The sequence below is a fragment of the Occultella kanbiaonis genome (assembly GCF_009708215.1).
In the GTDB taxonomy this organism is placed as follows: domain Bacteria; phylum Actinomycetota; class Actinomycetes; order Actinomycetales; family Beutenbergiaceae; genus Occultella; species Occultella kanbiaonis.
This window is the reverse complement of sequence record NZ_CP046175.1, coordinates 569,628-586,226: the sequence shown is the minus strand read 5'-3', so window position 1 is coordinate 586,226 and position 16,599 is coordinate 569,628. Positions and strand designations below refer to the sequence as shown.

The 16,599-nt window shown below is 72.0% G+C and carries 15 protein-coding genes; 4 read left to right on the top strand and 11 right to left on the bottom strand.

Annotated elements, in window-relative coordinates; all coding sequences use genetic code 11:
* Window positions 1-2 precede the first annotated feature (2 nt).
* Together GKS42_RS02570 and GKS42_RS02565 are read left to right on the top strand one after the other, a co-directional pair.
* A complete protein-coding gene (locus GKS42_RS02570; RefSeq protein ID WP_154792421.1) occupies window positions 3-1,013 on the top strand; it encodes a hypothetical protein in 1,011 nt (336 codons plus the stop codon).
* 30 nt (window positions 1,014-1,043) lie between these two features.
* Window positions 1,044-5,147 (top strand): helix-hairpin-helix domain-containing protein, encoded by a 4,104-nt coding sequence (locus GKS42_RS02565; RefSeq protein WP_154792420.1) that lies wholly within the window; start codon window positions 1,044-1,046, stop codon window positions 5,145-5,147.
* Window positions 5,148-5,330: 183 nt separating this feature from the next.
* Here the strand turns inward: GKS42_RS02565 and GKS42_RS02560 are convergent, their stop codons facing one another.
* The 3 genes from GKS42_RS02560 to GKS42_RS02550 are packed head-to-tail and all read right to left on the bottom strand — an operon-like array spanning window position 5,331 to window position 8,079.
* Complete coding sequence (locus GKS42_RS02560; protein ID WP_232847890.1) at window positions 5,331-6,026, bottom strand: potassium channel family protein; 696 nt, start codon at window positions 6,024-6,026, stop codon at window positions 5,331-5,333.
* Window positions 6,019-7,422 (bottom strand): TrkH family potassium uptake protein, encoded by a 1,404-nt coding sequence (locus tag GKS42_RS02555; RefSeq protein ID WP_154796501.1) that lies wholly within the window; start codon window positions 7,420-7,422, stop codon window positions 6,019-6,021. The genes GKS42_RS02560 and GKS42_RS02555 overlap by 8 nt, the downstream gene beginning before the upstream one ends.
* A gap of 36 nt (window positions 7,423-7,458) precedes the next feature.
* Window positions 7,459-8,079, bottom strand: a complete 621-nt coding sequence (locus GKS42_RS02550) for a TetR/AcrR family transcriptional regulator (protein ID WP_210769295.1) — start codon at window positions 8,077-8,079, stop codon at window positions 7,459-7,461.
* A gap of 63 nt (window positions 8,080-8,142) precedes the next feature.
* Between GKS42_RS02550 and GKS42_RS02545 the strand changes: the two genes are divergently transcribed.
* Entirely contained in the window at window positions 8,143-8,763 is a 621-nt protein-coding gene (locus GKS42_RS02545; protein ID WP_154792418.1) for an NAD(P)-dependent oxidoreductase, read from the top strand.
* A 6-nt stretch (window positions 8,764-8,769) separates the two neighbouring features.
* Here GKS42_RS02545 and GKS42_RS02540 read toward each other — a convergent pair whose 3' ends face one another.
* The 5 genes from GKS42_RS02540 to GKS42_RS02520 all read right to left on the bottom strand — a co-directional run bounded on the left by GKS42_RS02540 (window position 8,770) and on the right by GKS42_RS02520 (window position 12,499).
* A complete protein-coding gene (locus GKS42_RS02540) occupies window positions 8,770-9,483 on the bottom strand; it encodes an MgtC/SapB family protein (protein ID WP_154792417.1) in 714 nt (237 codons plus the stop codon).
* A 203-nt stretch (window positions 9,484-9,686) separates the two neighbouring features.
* On the bottom strand, window positions 9,687-10,073 hold the full coding sequence (locus tag GKS42_RS02535; RefSeq protein ID WP_154792416.1) for a type II toxin-antitoxin system VapC family toxin: 387 nt from the start codon (window positions 10,071-10,073) through the stop codon (window positions 9,687-9,689).
* Entirely contained in the window at window positions 10,070-10,312 is a 243-nt protein-coding gene (locus tag GKS42_RS02530; RefSeq protein WP_154792415.1) for a type II toxin-antitoxin system VapB family antitoxin, read from the bottom strand. Before GKS42_RS02530 ends, GKS42_RS02535 begins: the two co-directional genes overlap by 4 nt.
* Before the next feature lie 91 nt (window positions 10,313-10,403).
* Window positions 10,404-11,171 (bottom strand): FadR/GntR family transcriptional regulator, encoded by a 768-nt coding sequence (locus GKS42_RS02525; protein WP_154792414.1) that lies wholly within the window; start codon window positions 11,169-11,171, stop codon window positions 10,404-10,406.
* Entirely contained in the window at window positions 11,168-12,499 is a 1,332-nt protein-coding gene (locus GKS42_RS02520) for an L-fuconate dehydratase (protein ID WP_154792413.1), read from the bottom strand. The genes GKS42_RS02525 and GKS42_RS02520 overlap by 4 nt, the downstream gene beginning before the upstream one ends.
* 193 nt (window positions 12,500-12,692) lie before the next feature.
* On the opposite strand from GKS42_RS02520, the gene GKS42_RS02515 reads away from it, so the two are divergent.
* Window positions 12,693-13,382, top strand: a complete 690-nt coding sequence (locus GKS42_RS02515) for a FadR/GntR family transcriptional regulator (protein ID WP_154792412.1) — start codon at window positions 12,693-12,695, stop codon at window positions 13,380-13,382.
* Window positions 13,383-13,432: 50 nt separating this feature from the next.
* Here GKS42_RS02515 and GKS42_RS02510 read toward each other — a convergent pair whose 3' ends face one another.
* From GKS42_RS02510 to GKS42_RS02500, 3 genes are all read right to left on the bottom strand, one after another.
* Entirely contained in the window at window positions 13,433-14,437 is a 1,005-nt protein-coding gene (locus GKS42_RS02510; protein ID WP_154792411.1) for an L-idonate 5-dehydrogenase, read from the bottom strand.
* A 67-nt stretch (window positions 14,438-14,504) separates the two neighbouring features.
* A complete protein-coding gene (locus GKS42_RS02505; protein ID WP_154792410.1) occupies window positions 14,505-15,275 on the bottom strand; it encodes an SDR family oxidoreductase in 771 nt (256 codons plus the stop codon).
* Between the two features lie 114 nt (window positions 15,276-15,389).
* A complete protein-coding gene (locus GKS42_RS02500) occupies window positions 15,390-16,439 on the bottom strand; it encodes an NAD(P)-dependent oxidoreductase (protein WP_154792409.1) in 1,050 nt (349 codons plus the stop codon).
* Window positions 16,440-16,599 lie beyond the last annotated feature (160 nt).

The following is a 16,599-nucleotide window of genomic DNA, read 5'->3' as shown; positions in this document are numbered from 1 at the left end:
TCATGACCGAGACAGCACCCCCGTACGTGACCCAGGAGCCCGGCGATCTCGTCACCGCTGACGCATGGAACACCATGCAGGTGAGGATCCACGAGGACATCCGAACGCAGGCCGCCGCGGCCGCCGAGGCGATCACCCACGTCGCGACGGCCGACGACGCCCACCACGTGGGCGGCCTGGACATCGCCGCCCTCACCGAGGAGGTGGCCCGCCGGGTCCTCGACGAGGTCCGTGAGCGCACCGGGTACCAGCAGCTGTTCAAGGTGCTCAAGGGCGGGGACATCACCGTCATCGAGCACGAGCTCGGCACCCCGCCGCTCGTGGACCTCTACCAGCTCGAATACTTCGAGGTGGCGGCCCGCGAGGACGACGAGACCCGCGCCGCGTTCGCCACGTTCTACCTGTGCCAGGCGGAGGAGCGCCGGGTCCGGGTCCCGAACAACTCCGGTGGCCGGCGCGCCATCGACATCCAGCCACCCGACGGCCCGGACGTCGGCATCCCGTTCAAGGACATGCTCACCCGGTACCAGGTGTCCTACACCGACACCTCGAGCCTCGACGACCTCGAGACCGAGTTCTGGCAGGCGTTCTTCGCGGCTCCGAACGACCGGTTCAGCGACGACCAGTACGCCCGCTCGCCCTGGTTCGAACGCTGCTGCAAGGAGCAGCAGTCCGTGAAGCGGCTCAAGGACAACGGGGACTGGGACGACATCCTGTTCATCAGCCACCCGCGCAAGACGGTCAACTTCCCGGGGCTGAACGTGTTCGGCAACGACGGCGTGCGGCTGCTCGCGCGGCCGGCGAACGTGGGGGTGCAGCACCTGGACAACAACCGGACCGCGCTCTGGTTCGTGCCCCCGCACCGTGCGGACGACGGGCCCGAGTCCCGCGCACGGGCCTACATCAACGACCCGAGCCAGCCGGTGCTGGACCCGGACCAGGACCTGCCCGGCAACGACAACATCGGCCGGTTCGAGAACGAGCTGAAGCTGATGGTCCTGCTGAAGGTCTGAGTCCCGGCCGGCTCACGAGTGGAGGTCACCATGCACGTGCAGGCACGGCACACCGGTGCGCTGCTGCCGTTCGAGCGGGACCGGCGCCTCGTGCTGCGCCGGCTGCCCGTTGGCGCCGTGCTCGGCCGGGCCACCCTCACCCTCACGCCGGTCAGCGCCGACGCCGATGGCCGGTTCCTGGAGTCGTTGACGTTCGGCGCCGGGACCGGTCCGGGCTCGTGGGGGGCGTCGAAGGTGGTCGGCACCGGCGCCCTCGAGGTGGACCTGCACGCCCGGCGCCGGCTCGCGTCGCTGACCGGCAGCGGGTTCGCCGGCGCGCCGCTGCTGGTGGACCTCGGCGGCGGGTTCCTCGGCCTCGACTCCAACGGCGGCTTCACCGACGGCCCGGCGTTCGAGCTCTCGAACTCGACCGAGCTGCCGGGGGTGAGCGTCACCGGGCTGCGGGTGCCCGCCGGTGGGGTGGACGTGTCCGTGCTCCGGGTCGCTTCCCCACCGAGCAACCTCACCCTCGCCGTCGCCGGCGGTCCGGTGTTCTGGTCCCACTTCGGGGACCTGACCGCCTCCGTCACCACCCCGGACTTCAGCGAGGTGGTGACGGCCCTGCTGCCCGGCCTGCCCGTGGCCAACGGCGCTCACGTGCTCGAACTCGTGCTGCACTCGGACTCGATCGCCCGCCTGGACGTCACCCTCGACGTCGAGTTCACACTCGCCGTGGCGCCCGCGCAGGTGCGCACCGTGCGCGCGCAGTACGCGTTCGACGGCGTCCCGTCCGACGACGGAGGTCGCCTGGTCGTCGCGGTGCCGGCGGGCGCCGTGGTCGCCGGCACGACCGGGCAGGTGCTCGGGGCGTTCGCCGCGACCCAGGTGGTGCACGGGCCGGTGACCGCGGCCGCGGCGGTTGACCTGGTGGCCCTCGAAGCCGGCGGGTCGCTGGCGCAGCCGCTGGCGCCGGCCGCGCCGCTCGTCGCGACGTCCGTCGACCTGCTGGTGACCTCCGTCTCCGCGCAGGCGAGCCTCGCCGTCGGGCTCTTCGCCGACGACGACGGCAAACCCGGCCGCACCGCCCTGCTCCCGCGACCCGCGGAACTGGTGATCAACCGGGACACGGCGGGCGCACCGACCTGGCTGAACGTGGCGCTGCCCGGGGAGCTGGAACTGCCGGCCCGCCGCGTCTGGCTGGTGGTGCAGGCGACCGCCGGACGCGCCGCGTGGAGCGCCGCACCGGGGCCCGCCGACGAGGGTGGGCTCCCCGGCCCGGCGCTGCAGCAGACCCGCGACGGCGGACTGTCCTGGCGGGCGGTCGACGGTGCCGGTGCGGCCGGTGCGGCCGGTGCCGTCGGTGCGGCCGGGATCGGTGCGGCCGCCGCGCTCCGGCTGCGGCACGCGACCACCGGGTTCCGGATGCCCCTGGAGTTGCGCGCGGGCGGTGGTGGGCAGGAGGTGGCGGTCTCGCTGCAGCGGTTCGCCCCGTCCGGCGCCGTGGACTTCTCGCTGGACTTCCCGGAGGTCGCCGACGCGCTGAACACCGCGCTGTCGTCCGCGGGCGGCGGTCCGGACGCCGGCGAGGAGATCGCGAACGGTGACTTCGGGCAGTGGTACCGGGTGGGGCAGCAGCCGGTGGAGACCGGGCGCCTGTCCGGGGCACCCGAGGTGGCCCAGGACCTGGCCGTGGTCGCCCCGGACGGCGCGGAGGTGTTCGTCGTCGGCCACCGGTTCGTCGACGACGCGCCGGTCGCCGTCCTGACCGCCTACGAGACGTACTCCCGCCGTCGGCTGCTGCGCACGGACCTCGGCGCCGGCGAGCCGCTCGCCGTCGCGATCGACCCGGGCGGGCGGCGCCTGATCGTCTCGATCGATGCGCGGCGGGGGGTTGGCCTGTCCTCCTCCAGCGTCACGCGCGGCGCACTGGTGGTCGTCGATGCCGCGACCGGGCGGCCCCTCGGTGAGCCGATCGTGGTGCCGGACCCGGTGACGCACCTGGCCCCGGCCGCCGACGGCCTCGGCGTCTACCTGGCCGGCGTGACGAGCACCGAGTCCGGGCGGCGCACCGTGGTCCGGCACCTGGACTGGGCCCTGCTCGAGGCGGCCGCCACCGGGGGCCCGTTGCCCGCGGACATCCCGGCCGACGACGTGCCCGGCGTGCCGGTCGCGCTGGCCACCGGCATCGACGGGCTCGTCGCCGTGCTCACCCGGACGCCGTCGCCGTCGTCGGGCGCCGACGAGGTCACCCACCTGTTCGTCTACGACGACCGCGCCGCCGTCGGAGTCGGCGACCGCCGCGAGGCCACGCCGGACGTCGTCGAGGGCGCCCGCGGCGTCGCGTGCGCACCGGGCCAGGTCCTGGTGCTGACCGCGGCCCAGGTGCGCTACCTCGACCCCGGGAACCTCGAGGTCGGCGCCCGGGTCGGCGTGGGCGGGCCGAACTCGCCGGCGAGCGCGCTCGCCCTGGACGCCACGGGTGGCCTCGCCGTCGTGGTGGGCGCCGACGCGGTCACGGTGCTCGACGTCGCGGCCCGGCGCACCAGCGCCGGCCGCTACACCCTGGCCGGCGACGGTGACCCGGGCGTCGCCGTCAGCCCGCCCGGCACCCACGCCGTGCTCACCCGACCGTTCGCTGACGCCGCCGTGCTGATCACGATCGGCGACCCGGTCCCGGTGGAGTGGGAGCTGACCGCCGGCCAGGTGCGCCCGATCGCGCTGCCGACGGGGCGGCTGATGGCCCTGATCGGGGACCGGCCGGTGGCCCTGCGGCAGGCCCCGGTTCCCGCGCCGGCTCCTGCTCCCGGGCTGAGGCAGACCGCCAAGCCCGGCGCCGTGGCCCAGTCGGCGCTCGCGCAGGTGGTCCCGGTCGTCGGCGGCGCCCGGTACCGGTTCGCGTTCGACGGCGTCGCGCTGGTCGAGGGGGCCAGCGCGCAGGTGCGCTGGATCGGGGACGCCTGCGGCGTCGAGCGGGTGGACCGGGTGCCGGTGAGCGTGTTCGACACCGCCGACCGGTCCGTCCTGGAGCGGGTCCCCCACCACGAGGCCGTCCTCACCGCGCCGGCCGGCGCCCGTAGCGCCGAGGTGCGCTTCCATGCCGCCGAGTCCTACCTGCTCGTCGACGACGTCAGCCTGGCCGGCTCCGCCGACGTCGCCGGGACCACCTGGAGCCCGGTGGAATCGGTGGCGGCGGGGGCACTGACGAGCACGCCGACCGACGGCGGGGCGACGTTCACGAACGGCGGCGCGGCGCCGTCGGAGCTCGCGCAGGTGGTCGGCGTGAGCGCCGGGGACACCTACGAACTGACGTTCCGGGCGGTCACGACCGGCGCCCCGGGAGCACGGCTCGAGGTGCGGTTCGCCGACGAGGCGACGACCGCCGTCGGGCAGTCCGTGGTGCTCGAGGTGGACGAGCTCGACCTGGACGCCCACGGCGCGACCGGCACCGTCCCCGCCGGCGCCGTGGAGGCGATCCTGGCGATCGTGGTGCCACCCGGCGCCGCGCTCACGCTCACCGACCTGCACCTGCGGCTCGGGTCGCCGACCGAGGTCGAGGTGTACCTGGCATCCGAAGCCCCGGGCGAGGTGAGCCTGACCGGGGTCGGCGTGGTCCTCGAGGAGGGACCGACCGCACCCGCGCCGGTCCCGCCGGAAGGGCTCTGCCCGCCGACCCCGCCCGGCTCGAGCGAGGACGGCACGGCCTGCTACTGCCGCGGTTGCGGGCGGACGGCGCCGGTCCCCCGCGCGCCCCAGGCCATCTCGACGGCGGGGCGGCCGGTCTCGGTGGGCACCTGCACCTCGTGCGGCACGGGCGTGGTGCGCACCGGTGGGCGGGTCGTCGGCCGGGCCGGCGGGCAGCCGACCGCGGTCGCGCTCCCGATGTTCCGACTGCCGGCCCGGACCCCGGCCACCGGCCCGGCCCTGGTCGCGGAGGTCATGGTCGAGGCCTCCCTCGAGGAGGTCGAGTTCATCGGGCCGGCCCGGGCCGCGGCGCTGGTGGCCGCCGGGGTGCCGGACGTCGTCGCGCTCGCCGGCGCCGACCCCACCCTGGTCGCCACCCTGCCCGGGGTCTCCACGACGCTCGCCCCGCGGATCATCGCCGCCGCCGCTGCCCTCGTGCGCGCCCGCGGCAGCAGGGTCCTGCTCGGCCTCTGACCCGGCGTCACGGCGACCTAGTACTGGCCGCCTCGACCTCGCACGTCGTGATGTACGAGGTCGGACTGGCAGGTACTAACTCGGCGGGATCGCTTGCGCGGCGACGTCCGGGACCGTACGTGCCCGGATCGCCCGCTCGGCCTCGCCGAGCGGGCGGTGACGCACCGGCGGTAGTGGCGGCGCTCACGACATGTCGATGAACCGTTCGGCGAGTGCGGAGGGTCCCATGACGATGACCGTGTCGTCCCAGTTGAGGATCGTCTCGCCGGTCGCGTGCGCCCAGGTGCCGTCCTGCTGCATGACGGCGACCACGTTCAGGTTGTGCTTCTTGCGCAGGCCGACCTGATCGAGGGACTTCCCGACCATCGAGGGCGGTGCCTTCGCGGTGACCGTCGCGAACCCGCCGCCGACGTCCTGATAGTCGGCGATCGACCCGCGCAGCAGGTGGGCTACCCGCCGGCCCATGTCCGACTCGGGGGAGACGACGTGCTGGACGCCGAGCTGCGTGAGGATCTGGCCGTGCGGCTCGCTGATCGCCTTGGCCCAGAGGTGCTCGATCTCGAAGCGGAGCATCCAGGAGGTGGTCAGGATGGAGGCTTCGACGTTGGAACCGATCGCGACCACCACGTGCGAGAAGTTCGGAACGCCAAGTTGCTCCAGGGCCTCCATCTTGGTGGTGTCCGCCCGGACCACGTGCGTCAGGGTGTCGCTGAGCCCCTGGACGATCTCCTCATCGGTGTCGATGCCGAGAACCTCGACACCGGCCTCCGCCAGTTCGATCGCCAACGCGCTGCCGAACCGCCCGAGGCCGGCGACCACCACGGAATCGGAGTCGTTCAGGGCGATCGAGCCGGGCGCGGCCCGCGGGATGCTAGCCAATGATCGGCCTTTCTTTCGGCAGCTCGACGTAGGAGCTGCGAGAACGCAACGCTAACGCGGACGCCAGGGTCAGCGGTCCGAGGCGTCCGATGAACATCAGTGCGACGAGGATCAGTTGCCCGCCGGTCGGAAGCAGGTGGGTGATCCCGGTGGACAGCCCAACGGTCGCGAAGGCGGACACCACCTCGAACACGATCTGGTCCAGGCTGAAGGTGGTCATGATGAGCAGGGACCAGGTCCCGATCATGACGACGGCCACCGCGAGGAGGGCGACCGTCGTGGCCTCCCGGTGCACGGATCGGGCGAGGCGGCGGCCGAAGATGTTCACGGCCGTGCCGCCACGGATCTCGGTGACGATGATGAAGAACAGCACCGCGAACGTCGTGATCTTCAGGCCGCCCGCCGTGCCCGCCGGACCCCCGCCGATGAACATGAGCACGTCCTGCGCGAACCACGTCTGGGTGTGCATCGCCGAGATGTCGATGCTGTTGAAGCCGGCCGTCCGGGCCACCACCGACGCGAAGACCCCGGCGAGGACCTTGCCGGCCGGGTCCAGTGGGCCGAGGGTCTGCGGGTTGGACCACTCCAGCGCGGTGATCGTGATGACCCCGCCGAGCAGCAGCACGACGGTCCCGGACAGCACCAGCTTGGTGTGCATCGACCACTTCCGGGGCATCCGGAAATGGCGCCGTAGCTCGAAGATCACCGGGAAGCCCAGGCCGCCGAGGACCACGGCTGCGGCGATCGGCAGGCCGACCCAGGGATCGGTCACGAACCCCATCAGGTTGTCGGAGTAGAGCGCGAAGCCGGCGTTGTTGAACGCCGAGACCGAGTGGAAGAGGCCGAACCAGACGGACTCCCCGAACCCGGCGCCGTACCCCGTCGCCAGGCGCACCGCGAGGACGACGGCGACGACGGCCTCCGTGCCGAAGCCGACCTTCGCGACGCCGATCACGATGGCGCGGACGTCCCCGAGACTGACGCTGCGGACGCTCGCGCTCGCGATCAGGCGGGACCGCAGTCCCAGACGTCGGGCGAGCAGGATCGTCAGGAGCGAGGCGAAGGTCATGATGCCGAGCCCGCCGAGCTGGATCAGGGCGAGGACCACCACTTGTCCGAACGGGCTCCAGTAGGTGGCGGTGTCCACCACGATCAGCCCGGTGACGCAGACGGCCGACGTCGCCGTGAACAGCGCGGCCAGGACGGGTGCGCCGCCCCATGGACCGGTATCCGACGGCAACGGTCCAGGTGGTGGCTCCGACACCACCGCGATCGGGAGCATGAGGAGCAGGGTCCCGACGACGACCGCCCCCGCGAAGCTGGCGACCAGGACCTGTCCCGGTCGGCCGAGCACCGGTGCGCGGGTGCCGCGGAGCCGGATCGGCCGTGTTTGCATGGACACCCGACGAAACCTAGACCTGTCCGCGCGTCCTCACCTAGGCGGGGCGTGTCGTTCGGCGGGGCCTAGGACGCCCGCGACGAGTCTGGCGGCGACCTCCCCGGCGTCCGGGATCTCGGTCTCGCCGGCGAACGTCGCCAGGAAGGCCTGCTGGAGCGCTGCCCCGCAGAGCAGCACCGCAGTGGCCCAGGGATCGATGGAGATCGGCAGCCTGCCGGCCCGCCGTTCGCTCGCCACGTAGTCCTCGACGATGGCATGGACGACGTGCGGGCCGGCGTCGCGGGCGCGCAAGCCGTCCCGCCAGGCGGTGAGGAGGTCAGCCTCGCTGAACACTGCGGCCGCGATCGGAAACGTCTGGACGTAGAACACGAGCACGTCTCGGGTGAGCGTCTCGAGGTTCTCGCGGACCGTGCCGGTCAGCTCGGCCGCGCCGGCGATGGGCGGCATCCGCTCGGAGAGCACGCCAAGGAAGATCTCCTGCTTGTCGGCGAAGTACTTGTAGAGCAGAGCCTCCGAGCACCCGGCCACGCGAGCGATCTCCTTGGTGGTCGCCCGGGCGATGCCGCGTTCGCGCATGACGGACGCCGCCGCGTCCAGGATCCGCTCCCGTGCCGTCATGGTGAACTGCCCCTCCCTTGACAAGTGAGTGTTCACTCACCCTATCCTGAGCGCAGGTGAGTGAACACTCACTCACCATCGAATGAAGGAGACCAACTCATGCGACTCGTCGTTCTCGGAGCCTCCGGCCGCACCGGCCGCGAGCTCGTCGACCACGCCTCGTCCCGAGGCCACGACGTGATCGCCGTCGTGCGCAACCCCGCCAAAGCCCGATCCGACTGGAACGCCGCCATCGCCGAGGGAACCGACTCCACCGCCCTCGCCGAGGCGATGACGGGCGCCGAGGCCGTCGCGTTCTGCATCGGACCGGTCCACAGGACCGACGTCGGCGTGATGGAGAGGAGTGCGATCGCGACGGTCCGGGCGATGCGGATCGCGGGCGTGGACCGGTTGGCGCTGATCACGGCGAGCGGTCCGTTCACCGACGGCGACGGACCGCTCACCCGCTACGTCGCGAAGCCGATCGTGCAGCGGGTACTGCGGGACCAGTTCGCGGACATGGTGGCCACGGAGGCGGTGATCCACGACTCCGGCCTCGACTGGACGATCGTGCGCCCGCCCATGCTCACCCAGGGCCGGGGGCGCTCCGGCTACCGGGAGCGCCGCGACAGCAACGTGCGCGGCGGGATCCTGATCGCTCGCGCCGACCTCGCCCGCGCCATGGTCGATCTGCTGGAGGATCCGACGACCATCGGCCGGTCCGTCGCGGTCGCTCGATAGGTCACCTCAGGCGAGTTCGTCGTCGATGTCGTCATCGATGTCACGCACCGCGACGCCGCGGATGCCGTCGATCTCGGACAGGGTCGGGATGAGGTCGGCCAGCGGGTACCGGCCGGAGAACCGGACGTCCATGAGGACGCAGTCCTCGCCGTCGATCCTGGTGTGCCGGGTGGACAGCAGCGAGGCTGCGAAGCCGGCTCCGTTGGCGGCCGCCAGGATGCGGCGCAGGACGCCGTTGCCGTCCAGGTAGGTCAGCCGCAGGACCCGGCGGCGGTCCTTGGTCGGGATCCGCCTGACCAGCGGCGCGAGCACCACCAGGCAGAGCAGGTGCAGCACGGTCAGCAGCACCGCGAGCGCGACCATCCCCGCCCCGGCGGCCATGCCCACGGCGGCGGCGACCCAGATCGTGGCCGCCGTGGTCAGGCCGCGCACCACGTCCTTGCGGGTGAAGATGACCCCGGCGCCGAGGAACCCGATCCCGCTCACGATCTGAGCGGCGATCCGGGACGGGTCCAGGTTCACGTCCGCGCCCAGGACGTTCTCGAAACCGAACGCGGACACGAGCGTGAAGCCGGCCGATCCCGTGCCGACCAGGACGTGGGTGCGGAACCCCGCGGCCTTCTGACGGACCTGGCGCTCGGTGCCGATGGCCGCGCAGAGGACGAACGCGATACAGAGGAGGTACAGCTCGGTCAGCACCGTGTCAGTGGCGAATGGCACCGTCGGTCAACTCCCGTCGTCGGGGATCGTGGGGGGATGGTCACGCACCTTCGCGACGTCTCTGAGCGCGACGTCGGCGTAGGCCAGCCGACCCTAGTGGAGGGCCCACCGACCGAGCCACCCCGTCGGCAACCGTGCAACCACCGACTGCCCCGCACGGCCTGCCGGACCGGGGCCGCTGTCCCGACCCTTGACTCCCGGGGTCAGAGCACACTCACCGCGTCGGTATGGACGAAGTCACGACCGACGAACAGCAGTTGCTCACGTCGGTCGGCTGCGAGTGCATAGCTGAAACAGTCACCGAGATTCAGTGCCGCCGGATGGCCACTGCCTCGGCCGTACTCCGCGTAGGCCGCTCGGGCGAGCCTGCCCTGTCGCGGCGTGAGTGGCACGATCTCGATCCCGAGCTCCTCCAACAGTGCGTCGAGCCTTCTGGTCGCGGCCTCACCCCCCTTGCGGTGGACGACGACGCCGAGCTCCACGTAGGTGGCCGCCGACATCACCGCACCCGCCACGAGCGCGGCGCGGATCGCAGCCGCCTCGGGTTCGTCAAGGATCAGGGCTACGACGGCCGAGGTGTCGACGATCACCTGTAGAGGCCGGTCTCGTCGTAGAGGTCGTCCGTCGTGAGGGTGTCATCACCGAGCCGCCCACGAAGGTCGTCGAGCAGACGGTCGATGCGCGCTCCGCCGCGTTCGTCGCGCTCCGGCAACGTCGCCAGGAGCCGCTCGAGCGCGAACTCGATCGCACCTGTCTGTGTTCGGCCCGTGCGCTCGGCCGCTTCGCGAGCCAACGCATGGACGCGCTCATTCTTGATGTTGAGGCTCATCGGTAGATTCTACCATCACACGGTGCCTTCTACCTTCGATGCCCAGATACCGCCGTTCGGTGGCATCGGGCTCGCATCGCGGACGTGGACGTCACTCGCTCCCGCGCAGGAAATCCTCGACGGCGAGCAGGTGCGCGGCCATCCGGACCCGCGCCCGCTCCGGGTCGCCGGCGGTGACGGCGCTCAGGATCGCCTCGTGCTCGGCCTGCGTCCGGTGCTCCACCCCGGCCTCGGTGGCGCTGCGCAGGAGCCGGTGCCTCGCGGTCCGGCCGGCGAGCGCCTCGATGAGGGCGGCGAGCACGGGATTGCCGGAGGCCGCCCCGATGGCGCGGTGGAAGGCCAGGTCGAGCTCCAGGAACGCGGCGCGGTCGAGACCGCCCGGTGGCACCTCCGCCAGCATCGCGGCGGCGGCCTCGATGGCGTCGACGGCGTCGCTGCGCTCCGGCGTCGACGCGAGCCCCTGGGTGGCGGCGAGGCCGGCCGCCTCCACCTCGAGCAGCCGGCGCACCGAATGGATGTGCGCGCCGTGCCCGGCCGCCTGGAGGTCGACGGCGAGGCCGAGCGGCCCGACGAGCAGGGCCGGGTCGAGGCTCGTCACGTAGGTGCCGTCACCCTGCCGGGACTCGACCACACCGAGGGCGGCCAGGGCCCGGACGGCCTCGCGCAGGGAGCCGCGGGAGACGTCGAACCGGGCCGCCAGGTCCTTCTCGACCGGCAGCCGGTCCCCCGCGGCGAGGTCGCCGTCGATGATCAGCCGGGCGATCCCGGTGACCACATGATCGGTCCGGGAGCCACGCCGGCCGTCGCCCGCATCCCCACCTGGATCCGGCGCCGGTGCGGACCCCGGACCGGGGCTCATGCCGAGGCTTCGGCGAGCTGTCCGGCCCAGTACGAACCGTCCGGGAACCGGAACTCGGCGATGGAGGACTCGTGCATCTGCGTCGAGTACCCCGGCTTGGTCGGCACCCGGTAGGCGGCACCGGCGACGATGCACGGGTCGGTGAAGTGCTCGTGCAGGTGGTCGACGAACTCGGTGACCCGGCCCTCGCGAGTGCCGGAGACGGCCACGAAGTCCAGCATCGAGACGTGCTGGACCATCTCGCACAGGCCGACGCCGCCGGCGTGCGGGCACACCGGCACCCCGAACTTCGCCGCCAGCAGGAGCACGGCGATGATCTCGTTGAGGCTGCCCAGGCGGCCGGTGTCGAGCTGGCAGAAGTCCATCGCCCCCGCCTGCATGAACTGCTTGAACATCACGCGGTTGTGGCCGTGCTCGCCGGTCGCGACCCCGATGGGTGCCACGCCCTTCTTGATGGCGGCGTGCCCGAGGATGTCGTCGGGCGAGGTGGGCTCCTCGATCCAGAGCAGGTCGAACTGCGCGAGGGCGTTCGTCCACTCGATCGCCTGAGGCACGTCCCAGACCTGGTTCGCGTCGATCATCAGGGTCCGGTCCGGGCCGATCACCTCGCGGGCGATCGAGCAGCGGCGGATGTCGTCCTCGAGGTTCGCGCCGACCTTGAGCTTGATGTGGTTGTAGCCGTCGTCGATGGCCTCCTGGCACAGCCGCCGCAGCTTCTCGTCGCTGTAGCCGAGCCAGCCGGCCGAGGTGGTGTAGCAGGGGTAGCCGGTGCGCTCGAGCTCGGCGATGCGCTCGGCCTTGCCTGCCTCCTGGGCGCGCAGGATCGCAATCGCCTCGTCCCGGGTGAGGGCGTCGGACAGGTAGCGCAGGTCCGCGACGTCGACCAGCTCCTCGGGGCTCAGGTCAGCGAGCAGGCGCCAGAGCGGCTTGCCGGCGGCGCGTGCCGCGAGATCCCAGACCGCGTTCATCACCGCGGACAGGGACAGGTGCACCACGCCCTTCTCCGGGCCGAGCCAGCGGATCTGGGAGTCCGCAGTGAGGTCGCGGTAGACCCCGCCGAGGTCGGCGACGACCTCGGCGACCTCCCGTCCGACGAGCTGCGCCGCCTGCTCCCGCGCGGCGACGGCGACGATGTCGTTGCCCCGACCGATCGTGAAGGTGAGGCCATGACCGGCCAACGGGCCGCCGTCGGGCCCCTGCCCGTCGGTGCGCAGCACGACGTACGCGGCGGAGTAGTCACCGTCCTTGTTCATCGCGTCCGAGCCATCGGCCGTGAGGGAGGTGGGGAAGCGGACGTCCTCGATGTCGACGCCGACGATGCGAGTCATGTGGGGTTCTCCTGGGTCGGATCCGGGCAGCCAAGGGCACGCCGAAGCGCACCCCAACAACCCTATGCAGTCATCCGATGAATTTCCACTCTGACTAGGAATCAGCGTAGAAACCGGCTAGATTCGGCCGTAAAGATCAGATGTCGCGAGTCACTGGCGCGGTCGAGACCCCCCGGTTCGGAGATTGGCAACGATGGCTAAGGCCTCCATGTACGAGCACATGGTCGACGTGCTCGGCAGTCGCATCGTCAGCGGTGAGCTCGCACCACTCGAGGTGATGTCGCTGGCGGGCCTGGAGCAGGAGTTCGGCGTCTCGCGGACCGTGGCCAGGGAGGCCATGCGCGCGCTGCAGTCGCTCGGGATGATCACCGCGCGCCGGCGCGTGGGCCTGATCGTCTCCCCCGCCGCGGACTGGAACGTGCTGGACCCACAGGTGATCCGCTGGAACCTGCTCGGCGAGGGCCGCGACGCCCAGCTCCTCGCACTCATGGACCTGCGCATCGCCATCGAGCCCACGGCCACCCGGCTCGCGGCCCAGCACGCGACGGCCGCCCAGCGTGCCCTCCTGCTCGACCTGGTCAACCAGCTCAGTGCGATCGGGGACGCCGGCCGCGGCGACTCCGACGAGTATCTGCGGGTGGACGTCGAGTTCCACGTGACGCTGCTGCGGGCCAGCGGCAACCCGATGCTGCTGGCGCTCGAGCCGGCCGTGACCGAGGTCCTGATCGGTCGGTCCCACCTCGGCCTGACCCCGGCGCACCCGAACCCGCTCGCCCTGGCCTGCCACGTCAGCGCGGCCCGCGCGGTGTCCGAGGGCAGCGCGCAGGCTGCCGAGGAGGCCTCCCGCACCATGCTCTCGCTGGTCCGGGACGAGGTCGGCTGAACCTCACTCCCCACCGGCTGCCCTCCTTCGGACCCTGGACCGCTCGAGCCTCAGAGTGCGACGAGGACCTTGCCCGAGGCGCGGCTGTCCTTGGCGGTCGCGAACGCCTCGACGGCGTCGGCGGAGCTGATCACGTGCGTCACCACGGCCTCTGCCTCGGGGTGGGCGTTCAGCAGCCGCACGGCCTCACCGATCTCGTCGTCGAACCGGAAGCAGCCCACCAGGCGCGCCTCCTTGGAGATCAGCGGCGCGAGCAGCACCGACACCTCGGCGTTCGGGAGCATGCCCACCTGGGCGACGACACCGCGGGGGCGCACCGCGCCGATCGCCGTGGTGATGGACGCGGGCACGCCCGCGCACTCGAGCACCACGTCGTAGGCATTGACGGGCACCTCGGCGCTGCCGAGCAGGATCGTGGCGTCCGCGCCGACGGCGGTGGCTCGCTCGAGCGGTTCGGGCACCACGTCGGCCACGGTCACGTGGGCGGCGCCGAGCGCCTTCGCGGCGAACGCGGTGAGCAGTCCGATCGGGCCGGCACCGCTGACCAGGACGCGCGCGCCCTCGACGCCACCGGCCTGGGAGACGCCGTGCAGCGCCACTGCGAGCGGCTCGGCGAGCGCGGCCCGGGTCAGCGGCAGTTCCGCGGGCAGCTCCCGGATCATGTCCGCGCCGACCACCAGGTACTGCGCCATCCCGCCCTGGGTGTGTGGCCAGGTGGAGGCCGAACCGAGGTAGGAACCGCCGGGCCACAGGTGCCGCGCGTCCTCCAGGCCGGCAACGACCGGGCCGAACGTGGCCGGGTGCACGGTCACTGGGGTGCCCGGGGCGAGCCGGCCGCTCGGGTCCGCGTCGACCGTGCCGGAGAGCTCGTGGCCGGGCACCAGCGGCTCGCGGACCACGAACGCACCGTTCGCACCGTGGAAGTAGTAGTGCAGGTCCGAGCCACAGATCCCCACGTAGGCGACCTTGATCCGGACCTGGTCCGGGCCCGGCTCGGGCACGTCGACCTCAACGGGCCGAAGGTCTTCCTTGCCGTGGATGCTGAGTGCGCGCACGCTGGTTCCTTTGCTGATCGAGGGTGGGAGGACGGGCCGCGGCGGCGCGGCCCGTCCGGAGTCGTGGTCAGACGACGGAGGTCAGGCCGCCGTCGACGTGGATGTTCTGGCCGGACACGAAGCTGGACGCGGCCGAGGCGAGGAACACCGCGGCACCGACGAGCTCTTCGAACTTGCCCCAGCGGTGGGCCGGGGTGCGGTTCTTGAGCCAGCCGTCGAACTCCGGGTCGCTCCACAGGTCGCGGTTCATCTCGGAGGCGAAGTACCCCGGCGAGATCGCGTTCACCTGGATGTCGAAGCGGGCCAGGTCCGCGGCCATGCCCTTGGTGAGCATCACGACGCCGCCCTTGGAGGCGGTGTACGGCGCGATCGTCTGACGGGCCAGTGCCGACATCGCCGAGCCGATGTTGATGACCTTCCCGGAGCCACGCTCGGCCATCGCGGTGGTGACCGGCTGGGAGACGTAGAAGACCGAGGAGAGGTTCGTGGTGAGGACCTGGTCCCACTTGTCGGCGGGGAAGGAGTTGAACGGCGCGCGGTGCTGCATGCCCGCGTTGTTGACGAGGATGTCCGGCACGCCGACCTCCTCGATCAGCGCGGTGACCTGCTCGCGGACCACGTCCGCGTCGGTGACGTCGAAGCAGACCGTGTGGGTCTTCACCCCGGTCTCCTCGGCGATACTGGCCGCCGCCTCGGCGGTGACCGTCTGGTCACGACCGTGCACGACGACGTCCGCGCCGGCCTGTGCCAGACCGAGCGCCAGGGCATTGCCGAGACCCCTGGCGGAACCGGTCACGAACGCGAGTCGACCGGTGAGGTCGAAGAGGGAAGTCGTCATTGGTCACCTTCGTAGGACGGGGCGAGTACCGCAGGTATCGCGGTGCGCGTCGTTGCGGGCTGGGCCCGAGCAGGAATAGATACTACCAATCACCCGCCCGGGAGGCAATGCCCGTCAGGAGGCCTGCCCGCCCTGCTGCTCGATCCAGGCCTGGACGACGGCGGTGTCGTTGTCCCCGAGGCCGGCTGCGGTCAGGTCGGTGAAGGTCTGCAGCAGCTGCGTGGTCAGCGGCAGCGTGGTGCGGGCGTCCTCGGCCTGGTCGAGGGCGCCGGTGAGGTCCTTGACCATGTATTTCGCGGCGCCCGACGGCGAGTGGTCGTGCGCGACGAAGCGGTCCTTCTTGACCTCGAGCAGACGGGAGCCGGCGTAGCCGCCGCCGAGCAGGTCGAAGAGTGCTGCGACGTCCAGCCCGGACCGCTCGGCGAGGACCGCGGCCTCTCCGAGGGCGGTGACGGTGGCCGCCACGATCACCTGGTTGCAGGCCTTGCCGACCTGGCCCGAGCCGAGCGGGCCCAGGTGCACCGGGTTCCCGGTGGCGCTCAGGACCCCGGCGACGACCTCGACGTCCTCGCGTTCGCCGCCGACGAAGATCGCGAGCGTTCCGGCCTCGGCGCCCTGCTCGCCGCCGGAGATCGGGGCGTCCACGACGCGCCAGCCGGCGTCGCGCAGCTCCGGTCGATCCGCGAGTTCGCGCACGTCGCGCGGGGATACCGTCGAGCAGATCACCAACAGCCGGGCCGGCCGCGCCGAGCCGACCTGCCCAGCGGCGGCCACGCCGTCGGGGTCGGACGAGCCGACCTGCTCGGCGCCACCCACGCCGTCGGGCTCACCGGCATTGCCCGCGAGCAGCCCGTCCGGGCCGGTCAGCACGGCGTCGATCTCCGGCATGCCGGGCAGCACCAGGACGACCACGTCGCTCGCAGCCGCGAGCTCGGCGGCCGTTGCCGCCACCGAGGCGCCGTGCGCGGCGAGCGCCTGCGTGATCGCCGGACGCCGTGCCCACACCGAGGTGGGGATGCCCGCCGTCGCCATGTGCCGAGCCATCGGCGCACCCATCACGCCCAGCCCGATGACCCCGACCCTGGTGCCATCCGCGCCCGGTGCGGCCCCGCCGTTCGCCTCTCCCGCCCCTGTCGAAGCCGTCCCGCTCGTCCCGCTCGTCATGTCCGTCATCATCGTCCCGGTCCCTCTCGTGTGTCGGTGGGCGTCCATGCCCGCGGTGACTGCAGCCGATCTCGTTGACTTGCACAACCCGCTGACACTTTGATATCACTATTCCACCCGCTTTGATATGACTATTGACCTAGCATGGCGGGGCGGCTCC

Coding starts and splice junctions, on each gene's coding strand:
- GKS42_RS02555 (WP_154796501.1), bottom strand. CDS start 7,422: ATGCAAACACGGCCGATCCGGCTCCGCGGCACCCGCGCACCGGTGCTC.
- GKS42_RS02515 (WP_154792412.1), top strand. CDS start 12,693: ATGGCTAAGGCCTCCATGTACGAGCACATGGTCGACGTGCTCGGCAGT.
- GKS42_RS02505 (WP_154792410.1), bottom strand. CDS start 15,275: ATGACGACTTCCCTCTTCGACCTCACCGGTCGACTCGCGTTCGTGACC.
- GKS42_RS02545 (WP_154792418.1), top strand. CDS start 8,143: ATGCGACTCGTCGTTCTCGGAGCCTCCGGCCGCACCGGCCGCGAGCTC.
- GKS42_RS02500 (WP_154792409.1), bottom strand. CDS start 16,439: ATGACGAGCGGGACGAGCGGGACGGCTTCGACAGGGGCGGGAGAGGCG.
- GKS42_RS02565 (WP_154792420.1), top strand. CDS start 1,044: ATGCACGTGCAGGCACGGCACACCGGTGCGCTGCTGCCGTTCGAGCGG.
- GKS42_RS02520 (WP_154792413.1), bottom strand. CDS start 12,499: ATGACTCGCATCGTCGGCGTCGACATCGAGGACGTCCGCTTCCCCACC.
- GKS42_RS02525 (WP_154792414.1), bottom strand. CDS start 11,171: ATGAGCCCCGGTCCGGGGTCCGCACCGGCGCCGGATCCAGGTGGGGAT.
- GKS42_RS02570 (WP_154792421.1), top strand. CDS start 3: ATGACCGAGACAGCACCCCCGTACGTGACCCAGGAGCCCGGCGATCTC.
- GKS42_RS02530 (WP_154792415.1), bottom strand. CDS start 10,312: ATGAGCCTCAACATCAAGAATGAGCGCGTCCATGCGTTGGCTCGCGAA.